17 protein-coding genes and 1 pseudogene are annotated in these 18,502 nt (G+C 68.2%); 6 read left to right on the top strand and 12 right to left on the bottom strand.

What is annotated here, in order from left to right:
- Positions 1 to 601: 601 nt before the first annotated feature.
- From rplN to M4D77_RS09775, 4 genes are read left to right on the top strand one after another with little or no spacing between them, the layout of a single operon-like run.
- Positions 602 to 970, top strand: coding sequence for a 50S ribosomal protein L14 (gene rplN, locus M4D77_RS09790; RefSeq protein ID WP_004019493.1), 369 nt, complete (start codon positions 602 to 604; stop codon positions 968 to 970).
- A gap of 1 nt (position 971) precedes the next feature.
- Complete coding sequence (gene rplX, locus M4D77_RS09785) at positions 972 to 1,289, top strand: 50S ribosomal protein L24 (RefSeq protein ID WP_065631805.1); 318 nt, start codon at positions 972 to 974, stop codon at positions 1,287 to 1,289.
- A gap of 1 nt (position 1,290) precedes the next feature.
- On the top strand, positions 1,291 to 1,872 hold the full coding sequence (rplE, locus tag M4D77_RS09780; protein WP_055475154.1) for a 50S ribosomal protein L5: 582 nt from the start codon (positions 1,291 to 1,293) through the stop codon (positions 1,870 to 1,872).
- A 1-nt stretch (position 1,873) separates the two neighbouring features.
- Entirely contained in the window at positions 1,874 to 2,059 is a 186-nt protein-coding gene (locus M4D77_RS09775) for a type Z 30S ribosomal protein S14 (RefSeq protein ID WP_004019490.1), read from the top strand.
- A 107-nt stretch (positions 2,060 to 2,166) separates the two neighbouring features.
- Here the strand turns inward: M4D77_RS09775 and M4D77_RS09770 are convergent, their stop codons facing one another.
- From M4D77_RS09770 to M4D77_RS09735, 8 genes are all read right to left on the bottom strand, one after another.
- Positions 2,167 to 2,622, bottom strand: a complete 456-nt coding sequence (locus tag M4D77_RS09770) for an SRPBCC family protein (RefSeq protein WP_065631889.1) — start codon at positions 2,620 to 2,622, stop codon at positions 2,167 to 2,169.
- A gap of 266 nt (positions 2,623 to 2,888) precedes the next feature.
- The gene (locus tag M4D77_RS09765) at positions 2,889 to 3,341 is read right to left on the bottom strand and encodes an SRPBCC family protein (RefSeq protein ID WP_159371336.1); all 453 of its coding nucleotides are present in this window, start codon (positions 3,339 to 3,341) and stop codon (positions 2,889 to 2,891) included.
- Between the two features lie 369 nt (positions 3,342 to 3,710).
- On the bottom strand, positions 3,711 to 5,003 hold the full coding sequence (locus M4D77_RS09760) for an HNH endonuclease signature motif containing protein (protein WP_137809566.1): 1,293 nt from the start codon (positions 5,001 to 5,003) through the stop codon (positions 3,711 to 3,713).
- 214 nt (positions 5,004 to 5,217) lie between these two features.
- Positions 5,218 to 5,826, bottom strand: a complete 609-nt coding sequence (locus M4D77_RS09755) for a DUF4262 domain-containing protein (protein WP_159371335.1) — start codon at positions 5,824 to 5,826, stop codon at positions 5,218 to 5,220.
- 81 nt (positions 5,827 to 5,907) lie between these two features.
- On the bottom strand, positions 5,908 to 7,335 hold the full coding sequence (locus tag M4D77_RS09750; protein WP_259936115.1) for an AIM24 family protein: 1,428 nt from the start codon (positions 7,333 to 7,335) through the stop codon (positions 5,908 to 5,910).
- Between the two features lie 46 nt (positions 7,336 to 7,381).
- Positions 7,382 to 10,765 carry a helicase HerA domain-containing protein gene (locus tag M4D77_RS09745; protein ID WP_159371333.1) on the bottom strand — a complete coding sequence of 1,128 codons (3,384 nt, stop codon included), beginning with the start codon at positions 10,763 to 10,765 and terminating at the stop codon, positions 7,382 to 7,384.
- Between the two features lie 4 nt (positions 10,766 to 10,769).
- Complete coding sequence (locus tag M4D77_RS09740) at positions 10,770 to 11,450, bottom strand: hypothetical protein (protein ID WP_058251995.1); 681 nt, start codon at positions 11,448 to 11,450, stop codon at positions 10,770 to 10,772.
- Positions 11,432 to 12,547, bottom strand: coding sequence for a DUF559 domain-containing protein (locus tag M4D77_RS09735; protein ID WP_068972020.1), 1,116 nt, complete (start codon positions 12,545 to 12,547; stop codon positions 11,432 to 11,434). The genes M4D77_RS09740 and M4D77_RS09735 overlap by 19 nt, the downstream gene beginning before the upstream one ends.
- A gap of 191 nt (positions 12,548 to 12,738) precedes the next feature.
- Here M4D77_RS09735 and M4D77_RS09730 point away from each other — a divergent pair, with 191 nt between their 5' ends.
- Positions 12,739 to 14,181 (top strand): PLP-dependent aminotransferase family protein, encoded by a 1,443-nt coding sequence (locus tag M4D77_RS09730; protein ID WP_238994927.1) that lies wholly within the window; start codon positions 12,739 to 12,741, stop codon positions 14,179 to 14,181.
- A 257-nt stretch (positions 14,182 to 14,438) separates the two neighbouring features.
- Complete coding sequence (locus tag M4D77_RS09725; RefSeq protein ID WP_165629719.1) at positions 14,439 to 14,579, top strand: hypothetical protein; 141 nt, start codon at positions 14,439 to 14,441, stop codon at positions 14,577 to 14,579.
- A gap of 22 nt (positions 14,580 to 14,601) precedes the next feature.
- On the opposite strand, the gene M4D77_RS09720 is transcribed toward M4D77_RS09725, so the two are convergent.
- From M4D77_RS09720 to M4D77_RS09705, 4 genes and pseudogenes are all read right to left on the bottom strand, one after another.
- Entirely contained in the window at positions 14,602 to 16,095 is a 1,494-nt protein-coding gene (locus M4D77_RS09720; RefSeq protein ID WP_159371332.1) for a sugar transferase, read from the bottom strand.
- A 131-nt stretch (positions 16,096 to 16,226) separates the two neighbouring features.
- A complete protein-coding gene (locus M4D77_RS09715; RefSeq protein ID WP_137809571.1) occupies positions 16,227 to 16,895 on the bottom strand; it encodes a GAF domain-containing protein in 669 nt (222 codons plus the stop codon).
- Positions 16,896 to 16,938: 43 nt separating this feature from the next.
- The gene (locus M4D77_RS09710) at positions 16,939 to 18,156 is read right to left on the bottom strand and encodes a lipase family protein (RefSeq protein WP_137809572.1); all 1,218 of its coding nucleotides are present in this window, start codon (positions 18,154 to 18,156) and stop codon (positions 16,939 to 16,941) included.
- Positions 18,153 to 18,502: pseudogene (locus M4D77_RS09705) on the bottom strand (hypothetical protein); the annotation flags it as partial. The pseudogene M4D77_RS09705 and the gene M4D77_RS09710, both read right to left, overlap by 4 nt.

The raw sequence follows: 18,502 nt of genomic DNA, 5'->3' as shown, positions 1-18,502 counted from the left end.
TGCCTCCCCTGTGAGTGCGTGCCCGCACGGCAGCGTCGAACCCGGCTCGGACTGGGGGATTCGAACTCCGGTCATCGCTCACGGGGCTGGTGGCCCCGAGTCGAGGACTTGCCGTCAGGCCGCAGTTGTCGGACTGAACTGCGGAGCCCGGGGAGCATGGTGACCGTTCGGCTCACGATCGGCAGCCGAGAATTACCCCCGGCGCTGACACGCCCCCCGTGTTGAGCTCCCTTCCGGCTCGCACTGATCGCTCGCCGGACGGGCTTGTGTCTGGTCGATCTCGTGTCATGGGTGCTTCGCGTGGCGGTGCACCCCAGATGGGTCAGTGCGCGGAAAACTTTGCCGGCCCGGCGTCATCCGAAACCCCCGCGCGGTCGCCGGGACCATCGATTTGGCCGGGACCTGGGCATTCCCCTACACTTGTGGGGTTGCCTGCGGCACCGCTGTGTCGCGAATCGGCTCACGAACCCACTGGGGCGGACGGCCCGGGTGTCACAACCTGGTCAAAACCCCAGGCAGGCGTGTGTTCGATGGCAACAGACCGTGTGCGTCGGGTCGGAAATCCGCCGTACATAAGAAGCCAGGTCAAGGAGACTAACGAGTGATTCAGCAGGAATCCCGCCTGCGAGTCGCCGACAACACCGGTGCCAAGGAGATCTTGTGCATCCGCGTGCTCGGCGGTTCCTCGCGGCGCTACGCCGGCATTGGCGACGTCATCGTCGCCACTGTCAAGGACGCCATCCCGGGCGGCAACGTCAAGAAGGGTGAGGTCGTCAAGGCCGTCATCGTGCGCACCACCAAGGAGCGCCGTCGTGCGGACGGAAGCTACATCCGCTTCGACGAGAACGCCGCCGTCATCCTCAAGGGTGAGAGCGACCCCCGCGGAACCCGCATCTTCGGCCCGGTCGGCCGCGAGCTGCGTGAGAAGAAGTTCATGAAGATCGTGTCGCTGGCACCGGAGGTGATCTGACATGAAGATCCACAAGGGCGACACCGTGATCGTCATCTCGGGCAAGGACAAGGGCGCCAAGGGCAAGGTCATCCAGGCCTTCCCGAAGACCCAGCGTGTCCTCGTCGAGGGCGTCAACCGAATCAAGAAGCACACCGCCGCGTCGGCCAACGAGCGCGGTGCCTCCTCCGGCGGCATCGTGACCCAGGAAGCCTCGATCCACGTCTCGAACGTGATGGTCGTGGACTCCGACGGCAACCCGACTCGCGTCGGCTACCGCGTCGACGAGGAAACGGGCAAGAAGGTCCGGATCTCGCGCAAGAGCGGGAAGGACATCTGACATGACCTCTACTGAACCCAAGATCCAGCCGCGCCTGAAGACTCGCTACCGCGAGGAGATCAAGGACACGCTGAACAAAGAGTTCGAATACCCCAACGTGATGCTGATCCCGGGCGTCGTGAAGGTCGTCGTGAACATGGGCGTCGGCGACGCCGCCCGTGACGCGAAGCTGATCAACGGCGCCGTCGAGGATCTGGCCAAGATCACCGGCCAGAAGCCGGAGATCCGTCGCGCTCGCAAGTCCATCGCACAGTTCAAGCTGCGCGAGGGCATGCCGATCGGTGCGCGCGTCACCCTCCGTGGCGACCGCATGTGGGAGTTCCTGGACCGTCTCGTGTCCATCGCTCTCCCGCGTATCCGCGACTTCCGCGGCCTGTCGGACCGTCAGTTCGACGGCAACGGCAACTACACGTTCGGCCTGAACGAGCAGTCGATGTTCCACGAGATCAACATCGACAACATCGACCGGCCCCGCGGTATGGACATCACCGTCGTGACGTCGGCCACCACGGACGACGAAGGCCGGGCGCTGCTGCGTGCCCTGGGCTTCCCGTTCAAGGACAACAACGTTAAGGACAACTGACATGGCAAAGAAGGCTCTGGTCAACAAGGCCAACAAGAAGCCCAAGTTCGCCGTGCGGGCCTACACCCGGTGCAACAAGTGCGGCCGCCCGCACTCGGTGTTCCGCAAGTTCGGCCTGTGCCGAATCTGCCTGCGCGACATGGCGCACGCCGGCGAGCTGCCGGGCGTGCAGAAGTCCAGCTGGTGACTCTCACCTCACGGATTTCGTAGCACGAATGCGCTCATGGAGCGCATTCGTGCTACCGATTCCCCAGCGGCCCCATCTCGCTTCGGCGAGGTGGGGCCGTTGTCGTGTCACTGCTGGGTGAGCCACTCGTCGATGAGGTCGGGGATGCTCTCGATCGACGCGGTGAGCGAACGCTGATAGATGCGGTTGACGATGGGGTCGGCCATCTTGCCGAACACCCCGCCGAAACCGGTCGAGGACGTGATCCGACACGTCACCCGGACGCCGTCGGAGGTCTCCTCCAAAGAGATGTGCGTGGTGAACGGGAACGGCGCTTCGACGGTCTGGAACTCCGTCTCCTTACAGGTGTCGACGCGGGTGAACTCTCCCCGCCAGTCCACCGTCCGACCGAGGACGGCCGTCTTACCCTTCCACTGTGAGCCGACGGCGAGTGGCCCATCGGACAGCGGAGTGACCTCGACGGTTCCCGGTAGGTAGGCGGTGGTGTGTTCGGGAGCGGACATGTACTCCCAGACGATGTCGAGTGGTTGCTGGACTGTGACGGATGCGCTGGATTCGGGCATGACGGAACCCTTTGTGTGCGAACGATTGTGGGTCGGCAGGCCGGAGCCACGCCGCACACCGTCTCGGGGCGGGTGGTGCACGGTCCGAACGAGATGCATCCGCCGGTCAGAGTACTCCCCGTCGGCCGCGAAAGGCTACGTCCGAATTGTCCCCGATTCGTATGTCTAACAAAGACTTTCATGACCGTCGTCCTCATGGATTTCTCCGTCGGAGATCGATCGCTCGTGGCTGATGCCGACATCGCACTCCTCGGACCGCGTCGTCGTCAGCGGGTGGCGGCCCATTCGTCGACCAGGCGCGGCAGCTTCTTCGCGTTCGCGGCGAGCGACCGCTGATACGCGCGGATCGCCAGCGCGTCGGCGAGCTTCCCGACCGCCCCGCCGACGCCGGCGTTGCGGATGCGATAGGTGAGTTCGACGCCGCGACCAACCTCCGCGAACGTGGCCGAGATGGCGAACTCGAGCGGTGACTCCGTGGAGGAGAACTCGGTGGCGGTGTGCGCATCCACCCGCGTGAACTCGCCGGTCCAGTCGACGGCGCGGCCGAGCCCCTTCATCTGGCCGCGCCAGACGGTCCCGACCGAGACCGGCCCGTCGGTGACGGTCTCGACGCCGATCACGCCGGGCGTCAGTGCCGCGACGTGCTCCGGGGTGAGGCAGTACTCCCACACCGTGGTGAGGGGTTGTCGGACGAGGACGGTCGCACTGGCTTCGGGCATGGCCTCGACGTTACCCGCCCGCCGGATTCGGTAGCCAAGTATGTTCTATGACATCGCTTTTCGCTACGAGACCCGGTGGGCCACAGCGCCCGAGGATCCCGCCCAGCACACCACCGGTGCCGAGCCCGGCCGCTGTGAGGCCCCACCTCCCACCAAGGAGGTGGGGCCTCACGCTTTTCGCCCGCACCACAGGCCGGGCGTGAACACTATGGAGTTCTCAAAGGGCATGCGCGGTCCGACGGATCGGTGCGCGAAGGTGCCGAGCAGGGCGTCGCCCTCGTCGGGATTCGGCTTCAGCAGTGTTGACGCCCGGGTCTTCTCGGGCCGCTCGCGTATGCGAGCCGGTCATCGATCACCGAGGTGGATCGATCAGGCTGCGGCCCGGTCATCGAGAGTCATGGTGCGGCGGTTGTACGCCGGGAGTGGCGTTCGCAGCCGGTCGATCGATGCGGGTGGGATCAACCAGGGGTGGCGGTCGGTGCCCATGACGATGTCCCATTCGCCGGCATGGATGTGGGCATGGCAGGACGCGCAGAGCAGGCACCCGTTGTCGAGGTCTGTGGGTCCGCCCCTGCTCCAGAACTCGATGTGGTGGACCTGGGTACGCCCGGCCGGCGCCCCGCATTTGATGCAGCCTTGATCGCGGATGATGATCGCTCGCCGCAGGTGCGCCGGAAACAGTCGCTTGCTGGTGCCCATCTGCAAGGGGACGTTGTCGCCGTCGATCACGACATCGGTGATCGTGGAGTCGCACGCCAGCAACCTCGCGGTGGTGAGACTGATAGAGCCCATCCACAACAGGCTCGCCTTGTCCGGAGCGGTCGCCGGCAGCAGCACGCTGACGTGGGTCTTCGGTGGTGTGGCGAGGCTGGTGTCGGCCACGGCCGCGGCATCGAGGATGAGTTCCAGGGCGTCCGAGTTTCGGGCGCCGGGCGTCCGAGAATCGTCGGATCCGTCGGGCTCCGGTCGCGGACTGTTCAGGGATTCGATTGCAGCGGTCAGCTTTTCGGCGATGACCGTGTCGAGGTCGCCACGTACGCGGAGCCTGCCGTCGCCGGTCGGTGTGAATGTGAACTCGTTGATGGTGCGGTCTTCGCCAGGCGGTAGCCCGCCGGTGATGGCCGCATACTCGTTGCCCAGTTCGCGGGCTCTCTTCGCGATCTGCGCAGGGGTGGCTCCGGACATCGCCTGGGCGATCAATGCCTGCTCGACTTCTGCTCGTTCCTCGATGCAGACACCCTCGGGTGCTCGACGCTCGACGTGCGCGATACCGGTGACGATGGCGTCGGCATGTTCGCCGGGGATGGCGCCGTCGGCGGTGTAGCCGGGTAGCTGCGTAAGCCGGGGGTGGCAATTGCCAATCCGTAACCAGCGGTGTGCGATTGTGGGGGCCGCGCCCATGGCGATCAAGAGGATGGATGTCTTGCCGGTCGATTCTCGGGCGACTCCGAGGCGGTCGAGAGTGGCGGCGCCGACGGCGGCATGGTGGTCCACGATGGCGCGGAGTTCGATCAGCAGGGTCATCGCGGTGTGCGCTTGACGAGCGGTTGGCTCTGCGCCACCAGGTGCGAGATCCCACAGCGACTCGCGAATCGCGGTCAGCACAGCAAGATAACCGTCACCGTCGAGGTGTTCGACACGTCCGGTTTCTGGGCTCGGCATGCTGGAGAGTGTTGTCATGACGGACCTTCCACATCACAGGACAGAACTGGAGGTAGGGCTTCTCGTCATCGTAGGTTCGACACCGGCGTAACCGTTTACCGATATGCGTCTTTCATCTGTGGCCTGTAGAAATCACTGTATCCGGGGGCACCGACAAGGAGAGAACGGTCGATGGCCCCCGCAACTCAGGCTGATCACCTGGCCGCTCGCCTGCTCAGCGTCGGCGTCGGCGTCGGGCCGCCTTGCGCCGCTGGGCCCGGTTCATTCCGGGGTGCGGGTAGATGACGCGCGGACTGTCGCCACCGGTCGCTCGCTGGTCGTGCACGCCCATCACGAATTGGTGTTCCGGTGCAAGGGTGTAACCCTCTTCCCACGGATAGCTGCCCAGATCGTCAGGCCACACCGCCTGCAAGACCGGAGCGTCGGGGTAGAGGACGTTGGTGACGATAAGATCGGATTTGTCCACCAGTTCGATGACGGTGACCGGAACCTCAAGCGAATCCAGTTGTATGAGAACCGAATTCGACACGATCGAGTGCCAGTCATAGGTGTGAAACACGCTGCCCAGCTCGTTGAGAACCGATGCACTCGTTCGTGCATCCAGTCCGTACACCGCCAACTCGGGGAGGTCGTGTAAGCGCAGGCCGGTGGTGTACGCGAAAGAGCAGTCAGGTGCTTCGCATTCGGGAGAGTGACACGTGCACTCGTCACTGACGGCCGTCACCGCCCAACCGTAGCGCCGGATGCGGTCGAGCGTCTCGCGTACCAGCGGGTCGGGGTGCCAGCGGGGCAGACCCCGCAGATCGGAGAAGTGGTGGGTCATGCTCGCTCCTGGTGTTCGAAGGTGGAGCGTAGTAGAGCAGTCGGCACCGACAACTTCGGGCGACGTCCGAGTTCCGCCTCGTCAGCGCCCGAGGATGCCACCCAACACGCCGCCGGCCCCTGACCCGGCCGACCCGCCGCCACCGGTCCCGCCGACGAACCCGCCGGGCGGGAGTTCGGACGGCTGCACGACGACGAACCCGCGGCCGGAGAACTCGAGGGTGAACCGCTCGCCGGTGCTGCGTCCCATCAGGGTGCCGAGGTTGAACGAGTCGTTGGACTTCACCGAGGTGCGCAGGCTCGACGACCACGCGACCGCGGCCTGGGGGTCGGCATAGGTCGCGGCGTCGACGTTGAGGACGACCGGGGTGCCGTCGGTGGTGATGGCGATCCGGCCGCGCCCGGTGAAGACGCAGTTGAACAGTCCGGCGTTGCTCATCGCGCCGGCACCCTGCACACGGGCGATGTCGTAGGACAGCGAGGAGTCGAAGGCAAGGACGTTGGCGCCGTTGATGGTGAGGCCGTCGGAACCGTCGAGGTCGATGAGGTGCACGTCCGACGCCGCATCGGCGAGGAACAGGTCGCCCTGTCCGGTGACCTTCATCAGCGGAACGCCCTCGCCGGTCATCGCCTGACGCATCATCCGTCCGAGGCCGCCCGAGCCGAGCGCCTCGAACTTCAGGTTGCCCTGGTAGGCCACCATCGAGCCGGTGCGGGCCATGACCTCACCGGCGAGGCCGACCCGGCACATCTTGCTGCCCTGCTTCTGGATGCCCTGCCCGGTGACCTCGGCGTGGGACGGCGCGAACAGATCGCTGTGCATGGGAACTCCCTGTGGTTGGGCGGTGACCGGGGGCCGGGGCGAAGGCGGCGGTGCGGACGATGTATTCCATTGCGGGGCTGGTGGTTCGGGTGTCGACGGCGGCGCGGTTGGCGTCGACGCGGCCGGCGGCCAGGGCTGCGGATCGGTGACTCGCGGAGGCCGACCAGGAGGCGGCGTCGCGGGCTCGTCGTCGACCTCGATGCCGAAGGCGGTGGCGAGGCCCGCGAGACCGGCGTCGTATCCCTGGCCGACGGCACGAACCTTCCAGACGTCGTTGCGCCGGTAGATCTCGAGGCACACGACGGCCGCCTCGCTGGTGAGACCGGAGGGGCTGAAGACGAGTTCCGTACCGCCGCCGGTCAGCGTCGCGGTGAGGGCGCCGGCGGTCGCGAAACTCGCGGGTCCGGTCCCGTCGAGGCTCGCCGCGACGACGACCGTCGCGATCTCCCGAGGCAGCGCGGCGGTGTCGACCGAGATGATGTCGGCCGAGCCGGCAGAACGGTATCCGACGCCGGGGCCGCTGGGCTGGTTGTAGAAGACGAGGTCCCCGTCGGAGCGGACGCGACCGGCATCGGTGAGCAGGATCGCCGAGGTGTTGACCGGCGATGCCGAGCGCACCGAGACGGTCACGGCCGTCGACGGCAGCGGACGGTTCTCCCCGGCGGTCAGCGTGAGCACGGTGTCCATTGTGCCAACCATCGTCTTCGGTCGTCGGCGAAGTCGGGCCCGGCCGTCACCGTGGACGCGGTGTCGTGGAGCGCGCCAGCTCGACGACCTCGTCCTCGGTCGGCGGACTCGCCGGGTGGTAGGTGAGACAGAGCGGCGTCTCGGCCTTGGTGAACCGCCCGCCCTCGCTCGCGATGTAGAACGTCCCCGCCGGGAGCTTGCCGATGTCGGGAATCCTGCTGCCCTTGTTGGCGGCGAGTTCCTTGGCGCGTTCGATCTGCGTCGGATGATTGAGCAGTCCGAAGATCTGGGTCGAGGAGTTGGCCGAGATCTTGTTGTCGATGCCGGTGGGCGACTGGGTCGCGAAGATGAGCCCGAGGCCGTACTTGCGAGCCTGCGACGCCAATGCGCTCGTGCTCTTCGACGCCGCGGTCATCCGGACGGACGGGGCGAAGTTCTGCGCCTCGTCCATGACGAGCAGTCCTCCGAGTGGCCGGTCGGCGGCCGGATTCTTCTTGATCCAGGCGAACAGGGCCATCTGGAGCTGATTGACGAAACCGGCCCGCCGGTCGTCGGTGCCGAGGCCGGCGAGGTTCACGACCGACACCCGGGCCCGGAAACCCGGTGAGGGAGTGAGCAGGTACCCGGGGTCGGCCGGGGCGGCGTCACCCCCGAAGACGGGATCGATCGCCATCGAGGCCTTGAGGTTCTCCGCGAGTTCGGCGGCGAGCTTCGGGGCGTCGGCGAGGGTGCTCGCGTCGTCGGGCAGTTCGGTCAGCAGTCCGACGTAAGCCTGCAGGGCGCCGCCGCCGCGTCGTCCGAAGGCCTCCATGGACTGCTGCAGGACTGCTTGCTGCCGATAGGCTTTCGCGCTGGTCCCGATGGCCCGGGCATGCGGGATCAGGGCGCCGACGGCGGAGTCGACCGCGGCACGGAACTCGTCGGGGTTGCCGACCACCGTGCTGAAGTCGGGTAGCGGCTGGAAACTCAATGGCCGCCCCGATGCCCGACCCGGGGTGAAGACCGCGACCTCGGTGTCGTGCAGGTAGCGCTTGGCGTGCTCGCGGTCGTCGGGCGTCCACGGACGCGGGTCGGCGTCCGGCCACGGTGTCCCCAGGCGTGCGAGGTCGTTGTTCACGTCGAGGATGATCGACGAAACTCCTTGCAAGGCAGCCTCTTCGACGATGCGCCGAATCAACACCGTCTTCCCCGAACCGGATCCGGCGAACAGCGCCACATGCTTGCGCAGGGCGAACAGCGAGACGGTCACCGCCTCGCCGGTGGCGACACTTCGCCCGAGGGTGATCGACTGTTCGCTGGCGGGGGTGGTTCGCGACGACGATTCGGCGGTGTCGGACCCCGACGTCCCCGACCGAGGGTCGGTCGACCGGAACTCGTCCGTCGTCGGCTCGCGGGGTGGCGTCGTGGTCGAGCGTTCGTCCGCGGTGCCGGGCTCGTGGCGTTTGGCAGGCGTGTCCGAAGTGGTTCCCGCGGAATCCGTTGACTGCACGCCTGGCGCCGGCGCCTCGAGTGCGGGGCCCAGGATGTCGGTGAGGAAGGCGATCTCGGCAGCCGGGTTGCGGTCGGAGATCCACTCCCGGAGATGCGAGGGCCGTTCGGCCCGCAGCTGTGCCAGCGCGCTCAGCCGCTTGATGTCCTGTTCGGTCCAGGCGACGACCCGTCCGCCCCGATCGTGCAGCTCCTCGACCATCTGCCGGGTCTTGGGTCCCGTGGGCCAGGGATCCCGCCGCAGGATCACCAGGGTGCGTTCGATGTCGCCGAGGGTGAAACCGGAGGTCGTCGTCGCGCTCGACAGGCGCGTCTGGACGGCACGCGCGTTCGATGCCGCGATGGCACGGAAGCTCCAGGACTGCTCGATGTCCCGGTTCGGGTCGACGAGTTGTCGGATCCGCCCGTGCAGCGGACTCTTCGGTCCCGGCCGGGCATCGAGCTGCCAGCGGTCGGCGTCGCGGGACAGTGCCTGGATCCACGTCGCCAATCCGGCATGGAGCAGCGAGGGGACGATCCGGTCCTCGGTGTCGGGTACCAATGCGGGTAGCGGGTCGGCACGCCGGATCAACTCCGTGTACCGCTGGTCGAGCTTCGCGAACGCGGGATCGTCCGAGGTGGTCGTCGACGACGAGTCGGTTGACGACGATCCCGCAGACGACGATTCAGCAGACGACGAGCGCCCCCGAGCGGTCGCTCCCGTGTCAGGAACGTCTGTCGTGGTGCGGGATTGGGTGATCAGGGGGAGTGTGCCCTGGCCGGCGGAGGTCTTGGACGTGGCGCCGGAGAGGTCGGTGATCTCGGCGAACGTGTCGCTGCGGAGCATCGCGGCGATCTGGCGGTCCACGGTCACCATCAGCTCGCGCGGGGTGTAATCCGTGGCCGCCGTCAGTGCGGTGTCGGTGACCGGCCAGGTGGGATGGGGCGGCGTGAATCCGACGCCGGCGAAACCCGGTGCGAAACGCCGGGCGAGCAGGAGCCGGCCGAAGTCCGCACTCGTGGGCCGTTGCAGGGTGGGTGGCAACCGGAACCGATCAACCGCTGATCGCATGACGTGTCCGGCGAGGTACTCCCACGCGGCGGTGATCGAGGAGACCACACATGTGGTCCGACTCATGGTGTCGCGCACCGACATCAGGCCGTGCGCCAGTTTCTCCACCTGTGATTCCTCGCCCGGCTCGGCGGTCTTGCCGGCCTCGATCAGGGTGTCGATCTGGTCGATCGCGAGCACCGCCGCATCGTCGAAGGCGATGATCCGCGAGATGTTCTCGACGATCTCCTGATAACCGAGGCGCGCATTGCGGATGCCCCAGGCGGCCAGTTCCTCCGCGTCGTCGATGTCCAGGTGCAGAAACGCCTCGCCGAGGTCTTTGGCCGCGAAGTCGTCGGACTCCAGCAGTACGAGCGCACGCAGGATGTGCTGCGACCGGCGCCGGTGCCGCGAGTGGCGGGTGTAGACGCCGTGGACGAAGTCATCGAGGGCGGCGGGTGTCAGCGGCGCGCCGCCGGTCACGGCGTCACGTGTCCCGTCCGCGACCCCGGCGTCGATCGCGAGGCGGTGGAGGAGCTGATTCAACTGCGAGCGGTGGCGGGGCGTCGGTCGGCCGAGGTCCTCGATGATCGCCACGAGCACCGAACGCCAGAAGTCGGTGGCGTCGAGCAGTTTGACGAGGAAGAAGTACCCGCCCTCCTCTTGGACACGATGCCGGACCCGGCCCAGGAGATGGGTCTTGCCGGATCCGGCCGGGCCGCGCACCGTGACCCCGATCGGACTCCCCGACGGCGAACGACGGGCGTCGTCGAAGGAACGGATGATGTCGACGATGGTGTCCTCGTGCAGGCCCCCGACGTGGAAGGGGTCGGCGGTGCCCCACACGTCGTCGGGGGTGTCGGCCCAGTTGAGGCGGATCGATTCCAGTGCGTGACGGGCGTCGGCGTCCATCGGATCAGCTCTCCTCGATCGCAAACAGATGGCACGGTTGCGTGCCCACCGTCACCGCGGCCGCCCGGTCGGCCGGGGTCAGCAACGCCTGGTCTTCCTGCGGGATGAGGCTGACCCCGGGTGCGCGCTGGAACTCCACCATCGTGGCGTCGAAGACCTCGTCGCTCATCCCGGGCAGGTCGGCGCGCAGATCGGTGACGAGGACGAAGTCGCCCGCCGTGACGGCTCGGGTGCGGTAGGCGGCCGCGATCTGGTCCCGGGGATCGACGGTGGACGACGCCGGGTCGGACGCAGCCGTTGCGATCGGGGTCCCGGGCTCCTCGTGGGTGGGGCGTCGGGGACGGCCGAACACCTCGTGGAGACGGAGGTCCTCGTCGTCGAGGTACCGGGCGAGGCCGGCGAGGACCGCGTACATGGCCTTCGTCGGTGCAGTCGATCTCTTCGGTGGCTCGGATGTCAGTTCGGCCGCGCACCAGGCCCACCCGCGGTCGGTCAGGGTGTGGAAGTACGCGCGGCGTGCGCCGAGTCGCGAGTCGACGAGGCCGAGGGCGTTGAGATGGTTGCGGGCCGGCTTGTCCAGTGCGGCACCGAACTCCTTCAGTTCCGGGTTGGAGAGCTCTCGGGACTCGGCCAGCAGGACGAACAGCGCCGCACTCTGGATCGGCGTCAGCTGGGCGTGGTCCACGGATGCTCCTCGCGGGTCGAAGGGGGTCGGGCGGGCGTCGGTCGGGACGATGCCGGTGGTCGGGAGCGCTCGGCGATCACGGCGGCCAGCTCTGCGACGACAAGGGACGTGTCGTCGAGAACGTGGTCGTTCGTGTAACGCAGAACGAGGTACCCGGCACGCTGAAGCATGTTGTCGCGACGTCGATCTCGCGCGTACTTTACCGGGCCGCGATGATCCGCGCCGTCGACCTCCACGACCACGCGTTCACTCGGCCACAGCAGGTCGACGATGACCGCGGGGTGGAGCGGATCGAGGTCGCGCGGACTCCGGTTCCACTGTCGGTCGCGAGCCCACGGTGCACGCGCGAGGGCGCGTTCGAGGGTTTGCTCGGCATCGCTGTGCGGTGCCGGTCTCCCCGACGGACGGGAGGCGACGAGGACGGGCCTCGCCGAGGCCGACGACGGATCGTGCAGCGCCTCCACCGGACCGGGCGGCGGGAATCGCCGCCCCGCGGGTACTCCGATCCGGATGGCCGGCACCCTCGTGACCGCGGGCAGGGCGTCGGCGGTGAGCCACACGGTGAGGTCGGCGTGGTCGGCCAGCCATTCGTACGCGGCGGCGGCCGCGTGCTGGGCCCGCTCGCCCAATGCGGTGTCGGCGCGCACGGCCAGGACCACGGAACCACGTCCGTATCCCCGTCGTAAGAGAAACGTCAGCGCGGCCGCCCGGGCGTCGTCGGCGGGGCCGGGGCCGGGACGTCGCGCGCCGGCGGCCGCACGGGCCAGATGGATGACGGCGGGCGAGGGGAAGCCGGCGTCCCGGCACAGCAGGCGCGCCGTGGCCTCGGCGTCGTCGGCGTCGACCGGCAGGCCCGGCTCATGGCCCGGGAGCCAGACCGGGAAGAGGGCGACGACGATGTCCTCGAGCGCGTCGAGGACCTCCCGGACGACCTCCCGGGCGGTGCGATCGCCGGGTCCGCGATGGTCCAGGAACACCGGTAGGTCAGCCGAGACCGAGTCGACGAGGTCGGCCAGGGCGAGGCCGTCGACGTCATCGACACGTAGCACATGCCCGGGACGCACGGCCGCGTCGAGAGCTGACGGGCGGATGTTCATCGACGCCGACGATATCGCCCGAACCCGACAGCCGCCCGGTGGTCACGGGTGATCTGCGGACCGCCACCACCGCTCGACGGCAGTCCACCGACCGCGGATTGGACCTTGTGGTGCCCGCGGGCACTGCGTTTGACTGGACGTCGACGGCCGCAGGGCGTCGTTGGACCCTGGCGACCGGTGAGGAGGATTCTGTGGGTGCACCGCGAGCCATCGGCCGGCCGGTGGCTCGCTCGAACCTCGGGGTGAAGCAACTCGTCACGCTGCTCGGTGAGTGGGAGAGCGGCGACGCGGCCTACGCGGCCCTCGCCGCCCGCATCCGACTCCTCATCGACGACGGCCGGATCGCGACATACACGCGGTTGCCCGCCGAGCGAATCCTCGCCGATGCGCTCGGGCGGAGTCGGACCACGGTGGTGTCGGCGTACGGAGCGCTGCGCGAGGCCGGCTATCTGGTCAGCGTCCGGGGATCCGGCTCCGTCGCGATGCTCCCGCGGAGGGGTCCGGGCGCGGTTGCCGAGATCGACTTCGCGCACGCCGTTCCCGAACCGGTGCCCGGTCTCGAGGCGATCATCGAGCGGGTCACGGGCAATGTGCCCGACCTGCTGCGCCGGCCCGGACTCGACCTGGTGGGCGATCCGCTGCTACGCCGACGAATCGCCGATCGATACACCGACCGCGGACTGCCCACGACCCCGGCGCAGATCGTGGTGACCCTCGGTGGGCAACACGCCATCGCACTCGTCGCGCGGACCCTGCTCCGACGAGCCGACCGGGTGGTCGTCGAGACCCCGACCTATCCGCACGCCTACGAGGCGATCGCCGAGGCCGGCGGACGGCTCGTGTCGACGCCGGTCACCGCGGCCGGCTGGGACATGGACCACTTCGTCGAGGTCCTCAGCCGGTTGCGACCCGAGATGGCCTATTGCATACCGGATTTCCAGAACCCGACGGGTGCCTCGATGCCGTCCGCCCACCGAGAGCGGCTCGCCGACGCGGCGCGCCGGGCCGGGACCGCGCTGCTCGTCGACGAGACGACTGCCGAGCTCGACATCGATCGTCGGACGGACCATTTCCCGTTCGCCGCGCATGCGCCGGTGAGGTCCTCGGTGCCGGTGGTGACGATCGGATCGCTGGGCAAGACGGTGTGGAGTGGATTGCGGGTGGGATGGATTCGTGCCGACGAGGACATCGTCGACCGGATCGTCCGACGGCGACCCGCCGGTGACCTCGGTTCTCCGATCATCGACCAGCAGATCGCCGCCGAGGTCTTGGCCGGTTACGACGACCTGCTCGCGGTTCGTTCCGCGCAGCTTCGTATCGGCCGGGACACGCTCACCGGACTTCTACGAAATCATCTGCCGGAGTGGGAGATTCCCGACGTCAACGGTGGGTTGGCGATGTGGGTCGGGCTCGGGGCGCCGCTGAGTTCCGCGCTCGCGGCCGCCGCCCTGAACCGAGGTGTGCGGATCAGCGCCGGACCGAAGTTCGGCGTCGACGGGGCGCACGAACGCTACATCCGCGTTCCGTTCACCGAGGATGCCGACGACCTCGCCGCCGGCGTCGACGTGTTGCGGGACGTATGGACATCACTTGATCGCCCGGGGGCGCCGGACGCGTTGACGCGCCCGGCGTGAGAGGTACCGACCGTCGAGGACTGCGTGTCGTTGCCGCACCGGACTTCTCGGCGGTGTGCCGGATGATGCTGTCCGTCGGCGATGCCGTCGCCGGACCCCGGCACCGGCCGGCCGGAGAAAATCAGTGGCGCCGACCGGCGGAGTCGCGTCACCATGGGCGGGCAATTGAGTCCACGGATGCGCGGTTGGCATCTACCACCAGGTCGTGATCGGCGATTGAATACCGGCACACCATGTTCCGGCGTCAGGAGGTCGTCATGACCGCACTGCTCCTCGCGATCGTCAGCGGCATCATCCTGCTCGTCGTCGTCGCCCGCACGTTGATCGTCACCATCCGCGACGAACGGGGACGGGTGCCGTATCGCCCCGCGTACGACACCCGACGTCCGACGATGTGACGACGCGGGTGGGTGGCCGCGGCTACTCCGCCCGTTTGAGCACCGCGAGCACGGTCAGGAGCAGGATCTTGACGTCGAGCCAGAGTGACCAGTTCTCGATGTAGTAGTTGTCCCACTCGGCGCGGTCGGCGATGGAGGTCTGACCGCGCAGGCCGTGCACCTGCGCCCAGCCGGTGACCCCGGCCTTCACCCGGTGGCGTTCGCCGTATCGCCGGATCTGCACCTCGAACAGCGAGACGTACTCGGGACGCTCCGGGCGTGGACCCACGAGACTCATGTCCCCGCGGATCACGTTGAGCAGCTGGGGTAGTTCGTCCATCGACGTCGAGCGCATGATCTTGCCGATCCTGGTGCGGCGGTCGACGCCCTCGACGCCGCCGGGTGCGCTGCCCTCGGTCGGCCGGAACTTCTCCGCGGCGGGGTCCTCGGGCCGCATCGAGCGGAACTTCAGGCAGTTGAACACCCGCGCGTCGCGACCCACTCGCGGCTGGGCGAAGAAGATCGGCCCGGGCGAACTCAACCGCACCAGCAGCATGAGCGTGAGGAACAGCGGTGAGATCGCCGCCAGGATCAGGGCCCCGGCCACCCGGTCCCCGATGTGCTTGGTCCGGAACTGCCACCCCCGCGGGTTGGTGTGCGGGACCGACATCAGGGGCAGCCCGCCGATGTGGTCGACCCGGCTGCGGCGTCCGACGACGTCGAACATGCGCGGCACGATCCACACCTTCACCCCATGCCGGTGGGCGATACGGACGGCGGCGGTGAGCCTTTCGACATTGGTGACCGCGAAGGCCACGACCAGGACCTCGGCCTTCGTCGCCCGGATCGCGTCGTCGAGTTCGTCCACCCCGCCGAGCTGCGCGATCTCGTTGGTGGGTCCCTCGTCCCGATCGGCGCGGGGTGGCGCGCCGGCGGCCAGGATGCCGACCGGCCGGAGGCCGTGCTCCGGCGCGGCCACCATGCGGCCGACCACCTGTGCGGTGATCGGCCCGTCGCCGATGATCAGCGTGGGGGACAGCAGATGACCGTTCTTGCGCAGGCTCCGCTGGATGATGTCGCGGATGAGACGACCGAACGGAACCCAGAACAGCGCCGACACCCACACCTTGGTGACCGCGGCGCCGGGTCTGTCGTCGGAGTAGGAGAGGAGCAGGGAGCACAGCAGGATCATCGCGGTGATCGTGCATCCGGTCATGACCCGGCCGACCTCGTCGAGGAACCGGCGATTGAGCCCCCGACGGTAGACCCCGCGCAAGGAGAAGACGATCACGAGGATCGGCACGAAGGTGGCGAGTGTCCACAACGGCGGGTTCGCGCCGCTGCCACTCCTCACCCACCAGATCCCGGCGGCCACCGCGATCGTCGCGGACAACACGTCGATCGACACGGTCACGATCGTGCTCAGGGGATCGTCGCGGATCAGCTCGTGAAAGGTGCGCCGACCGTTGGGCGACGAGTACACCGGGGTGCGCCTCGTGGTCTGCGGGAACTCGGCCTGCGATACACGGGTCGACAAGTCCACTCCATCCGAAAGAACAGCCCCCCGTCCCGACGATTGTAGGTGTACGCGGCGGTCCCGCGTGCGCCTACCGGCCACGTGTTGGGTACCGAATGCTCACCGCCAGGTCACGAGGGCACGCGCCCGTGTCAACGCCCGAAGATGAGCTCCTGGACCAGGATCGAGAGATCGGACATGAGCTGGACCTCCGCGGTGGACCAGTGATGCGCCTCCGAGTCCCAGGCGCAGAACGTGCCGATGACATGTCCGTCGTCGTCGGCGAGCGGGAGGCCGAGGTAGGCGGTCACCTCCCCGCTGACGGCGGTCGGGTGGTCGGCGAGGAGCGCGTGGTCGGCGATGTCGTCGATGATGAGGGGTGAACCGCTGACCACCGGGAGGACGCAGAGGGAGTTGACCAGCGACCGGGTGCTGGGACCGTCGGGACTCCCGGACCGGAAGGCGATTGCGGCGGTCGCCTGCTCGTCCGGTGTGATGAGGTTGACGGCGACGTGCGGGACGCCCACGGCATCGATCGTGAGCCGGATCGTCTCGTCGAGGCTGTGGGTCGGCGGGTCGTCGAGCAGGCCGCTGTCCTTCAGCGCGCGCATCCGCTCCGGATCGGACAGGATCGCGCGGAGCGACCGGGCCATGTCGGGGTTGCGCCCGCGCACCGCTTCGAGGACGGCGTGTACGCCGGCCTCGGGTGACGTGTCGAAGAGTGCGGCGAGCTGGGCGGGGTCCGTGGTCGCCTCGCCATCCGGAGTGGGGTCGTCGACGGGGTTCGCGGTGTTCGCACCGTCCTCGGTGTTCGAACTCATCGTCACTCCTCTCGCTGCCGGGTCGACCCGGTCGGCACACAGCTCACGCGCAGGTGTTCGGCGGACGCTGTCCTGACCGCACGGCCCGGACCCAGTCGGTCGCCGCGGAGCCGATGTCGAGTATGCCGTGCGGCTGACCGCGGACCTCGATCGCGGTGATCGCATCACCCAGCCGGCATCCCCGATCGATGGCTCCCGCGGTCCACGGGGCCGGGATGACGTCGTCGGCGTCGCTGTAGGCGACGAGCATCGGGGCCGAAGCCCGCCCCTGGGGCAGACTCACCTCGCGCAGCCACGTCCGGAGGCGGTCGGTGGCCGCGTCGTCGACCGGGCGATAGTCCTCCGGTCGCACCTCCTCGACGATGGCCTGCTTCTGGACCATCGCGGCGTCGTTGCACTCCAGGAGCACGCCGAACGCCTCGCGCAGCGGTCCGTGCACGTAGTCGTCGATGACGAGTTCGGGATGGATCGCCTTCAATCCCGTCAGGACCAGCGGAAGAAACGCGATCTGCTCCGGGGTGAGGGTGCCGGCATCCATCGCATCAGCCAGCGGCGCGACGTCGAGCGCGGGACTCATGCTCACCGTCCCGCGCAGTCGCAGATCGCGACCGTAGGTCGCCGCGATCTCGTTGGCGTGGAACACCGCGTGTCCGCCCTGTGACACCCCGAAGCCCCACCACTGATCGCTGGTGCCGTCGACGATCATCCGCGTCGCACGCACCGAGTCGATGATGTCGTTCGCGGCGGGCGCGGGGTCGAGATACCGGTGGGGTCCTGGTGTGCCGAGTCCTCGATAGTCGGTCTGTACGACGACGAACCCCTGCTCGAGCAGCGACGCGATGAGCCCGACGGTGCCCAGCAGGTTGCCGTACAGCGACGGGGCACAGTTGCCCGCGATGCCGGTCGTCGGGTGACCGACCGCCAGGATCTGCCATCCGCCCGCCGGAGCCCGGCCGCGCGGCACGAACACCGCGGCCGAGACGGGAACCAGCTCACCGCTGACCGGGTCGGTGGACAGGTAGCGGAGCCGTACGGCGCGGTCGACGATGCGCCGCAGGGAGATGTAGGCGTCGGTCGGTATGGGTGATCCCACCAGATCGCCGGCCGCCGCCCCTGGCGGTGCCGAAAAGCTCTGCGATGCATCGTCAGACGCCGGGCCGGCGGAGGCCGAACATGCGGCGGTCAGCAGTGCTGTGACGAGCAGGACGGCCACGAGCACGGTCGCAGGCGGGCGCCCGACGCGCCGCGACACCGTCCTCATGAGCGCGTGAGCAGCCGATCCAGCAGGGACACCGGATCTTCGCAGAGGTGGTCGAGGGCCGCCTCGATGACCGGGCGACCGACGAAATCGCTGCAGAATGTCGCGGTGAAACTGCGCGAACCGTCGATCTCGCTGACGAGCATGCTCGCCGCATCCGGGCCATCGGGCTCGACATAGGCGAACAGGTGATGCGAGGCCGCCGCCAGATCCCACGGCAGATCACCGAAGATCCCGATCCGCCCGAGGTCGCTGACCGACAGTCGTAACCGGTCGGGCACCTCGACCCGGCGCGGGACGGGCGGCTCCTCGGGTGACGATCGACGCAGGCGCGCCCGGAGTTCTGCCC

This window comes from Gordonia sp. p3-SID1431, from assembly GCF_025143765.1.
GTDB classification, from domain to species: domain Bacteria; phylum Actinomycetota; class Actinomycetes; order Mycobacteriales; family Mycobacteriaceae; genus Gordonia; species Gordonia hongkongensis.
The sequence above is the reverse complement of the archived record's forward strand: the minus strand, read 5'-3'. Positions and strand labels throughout refer to the sequence as shown.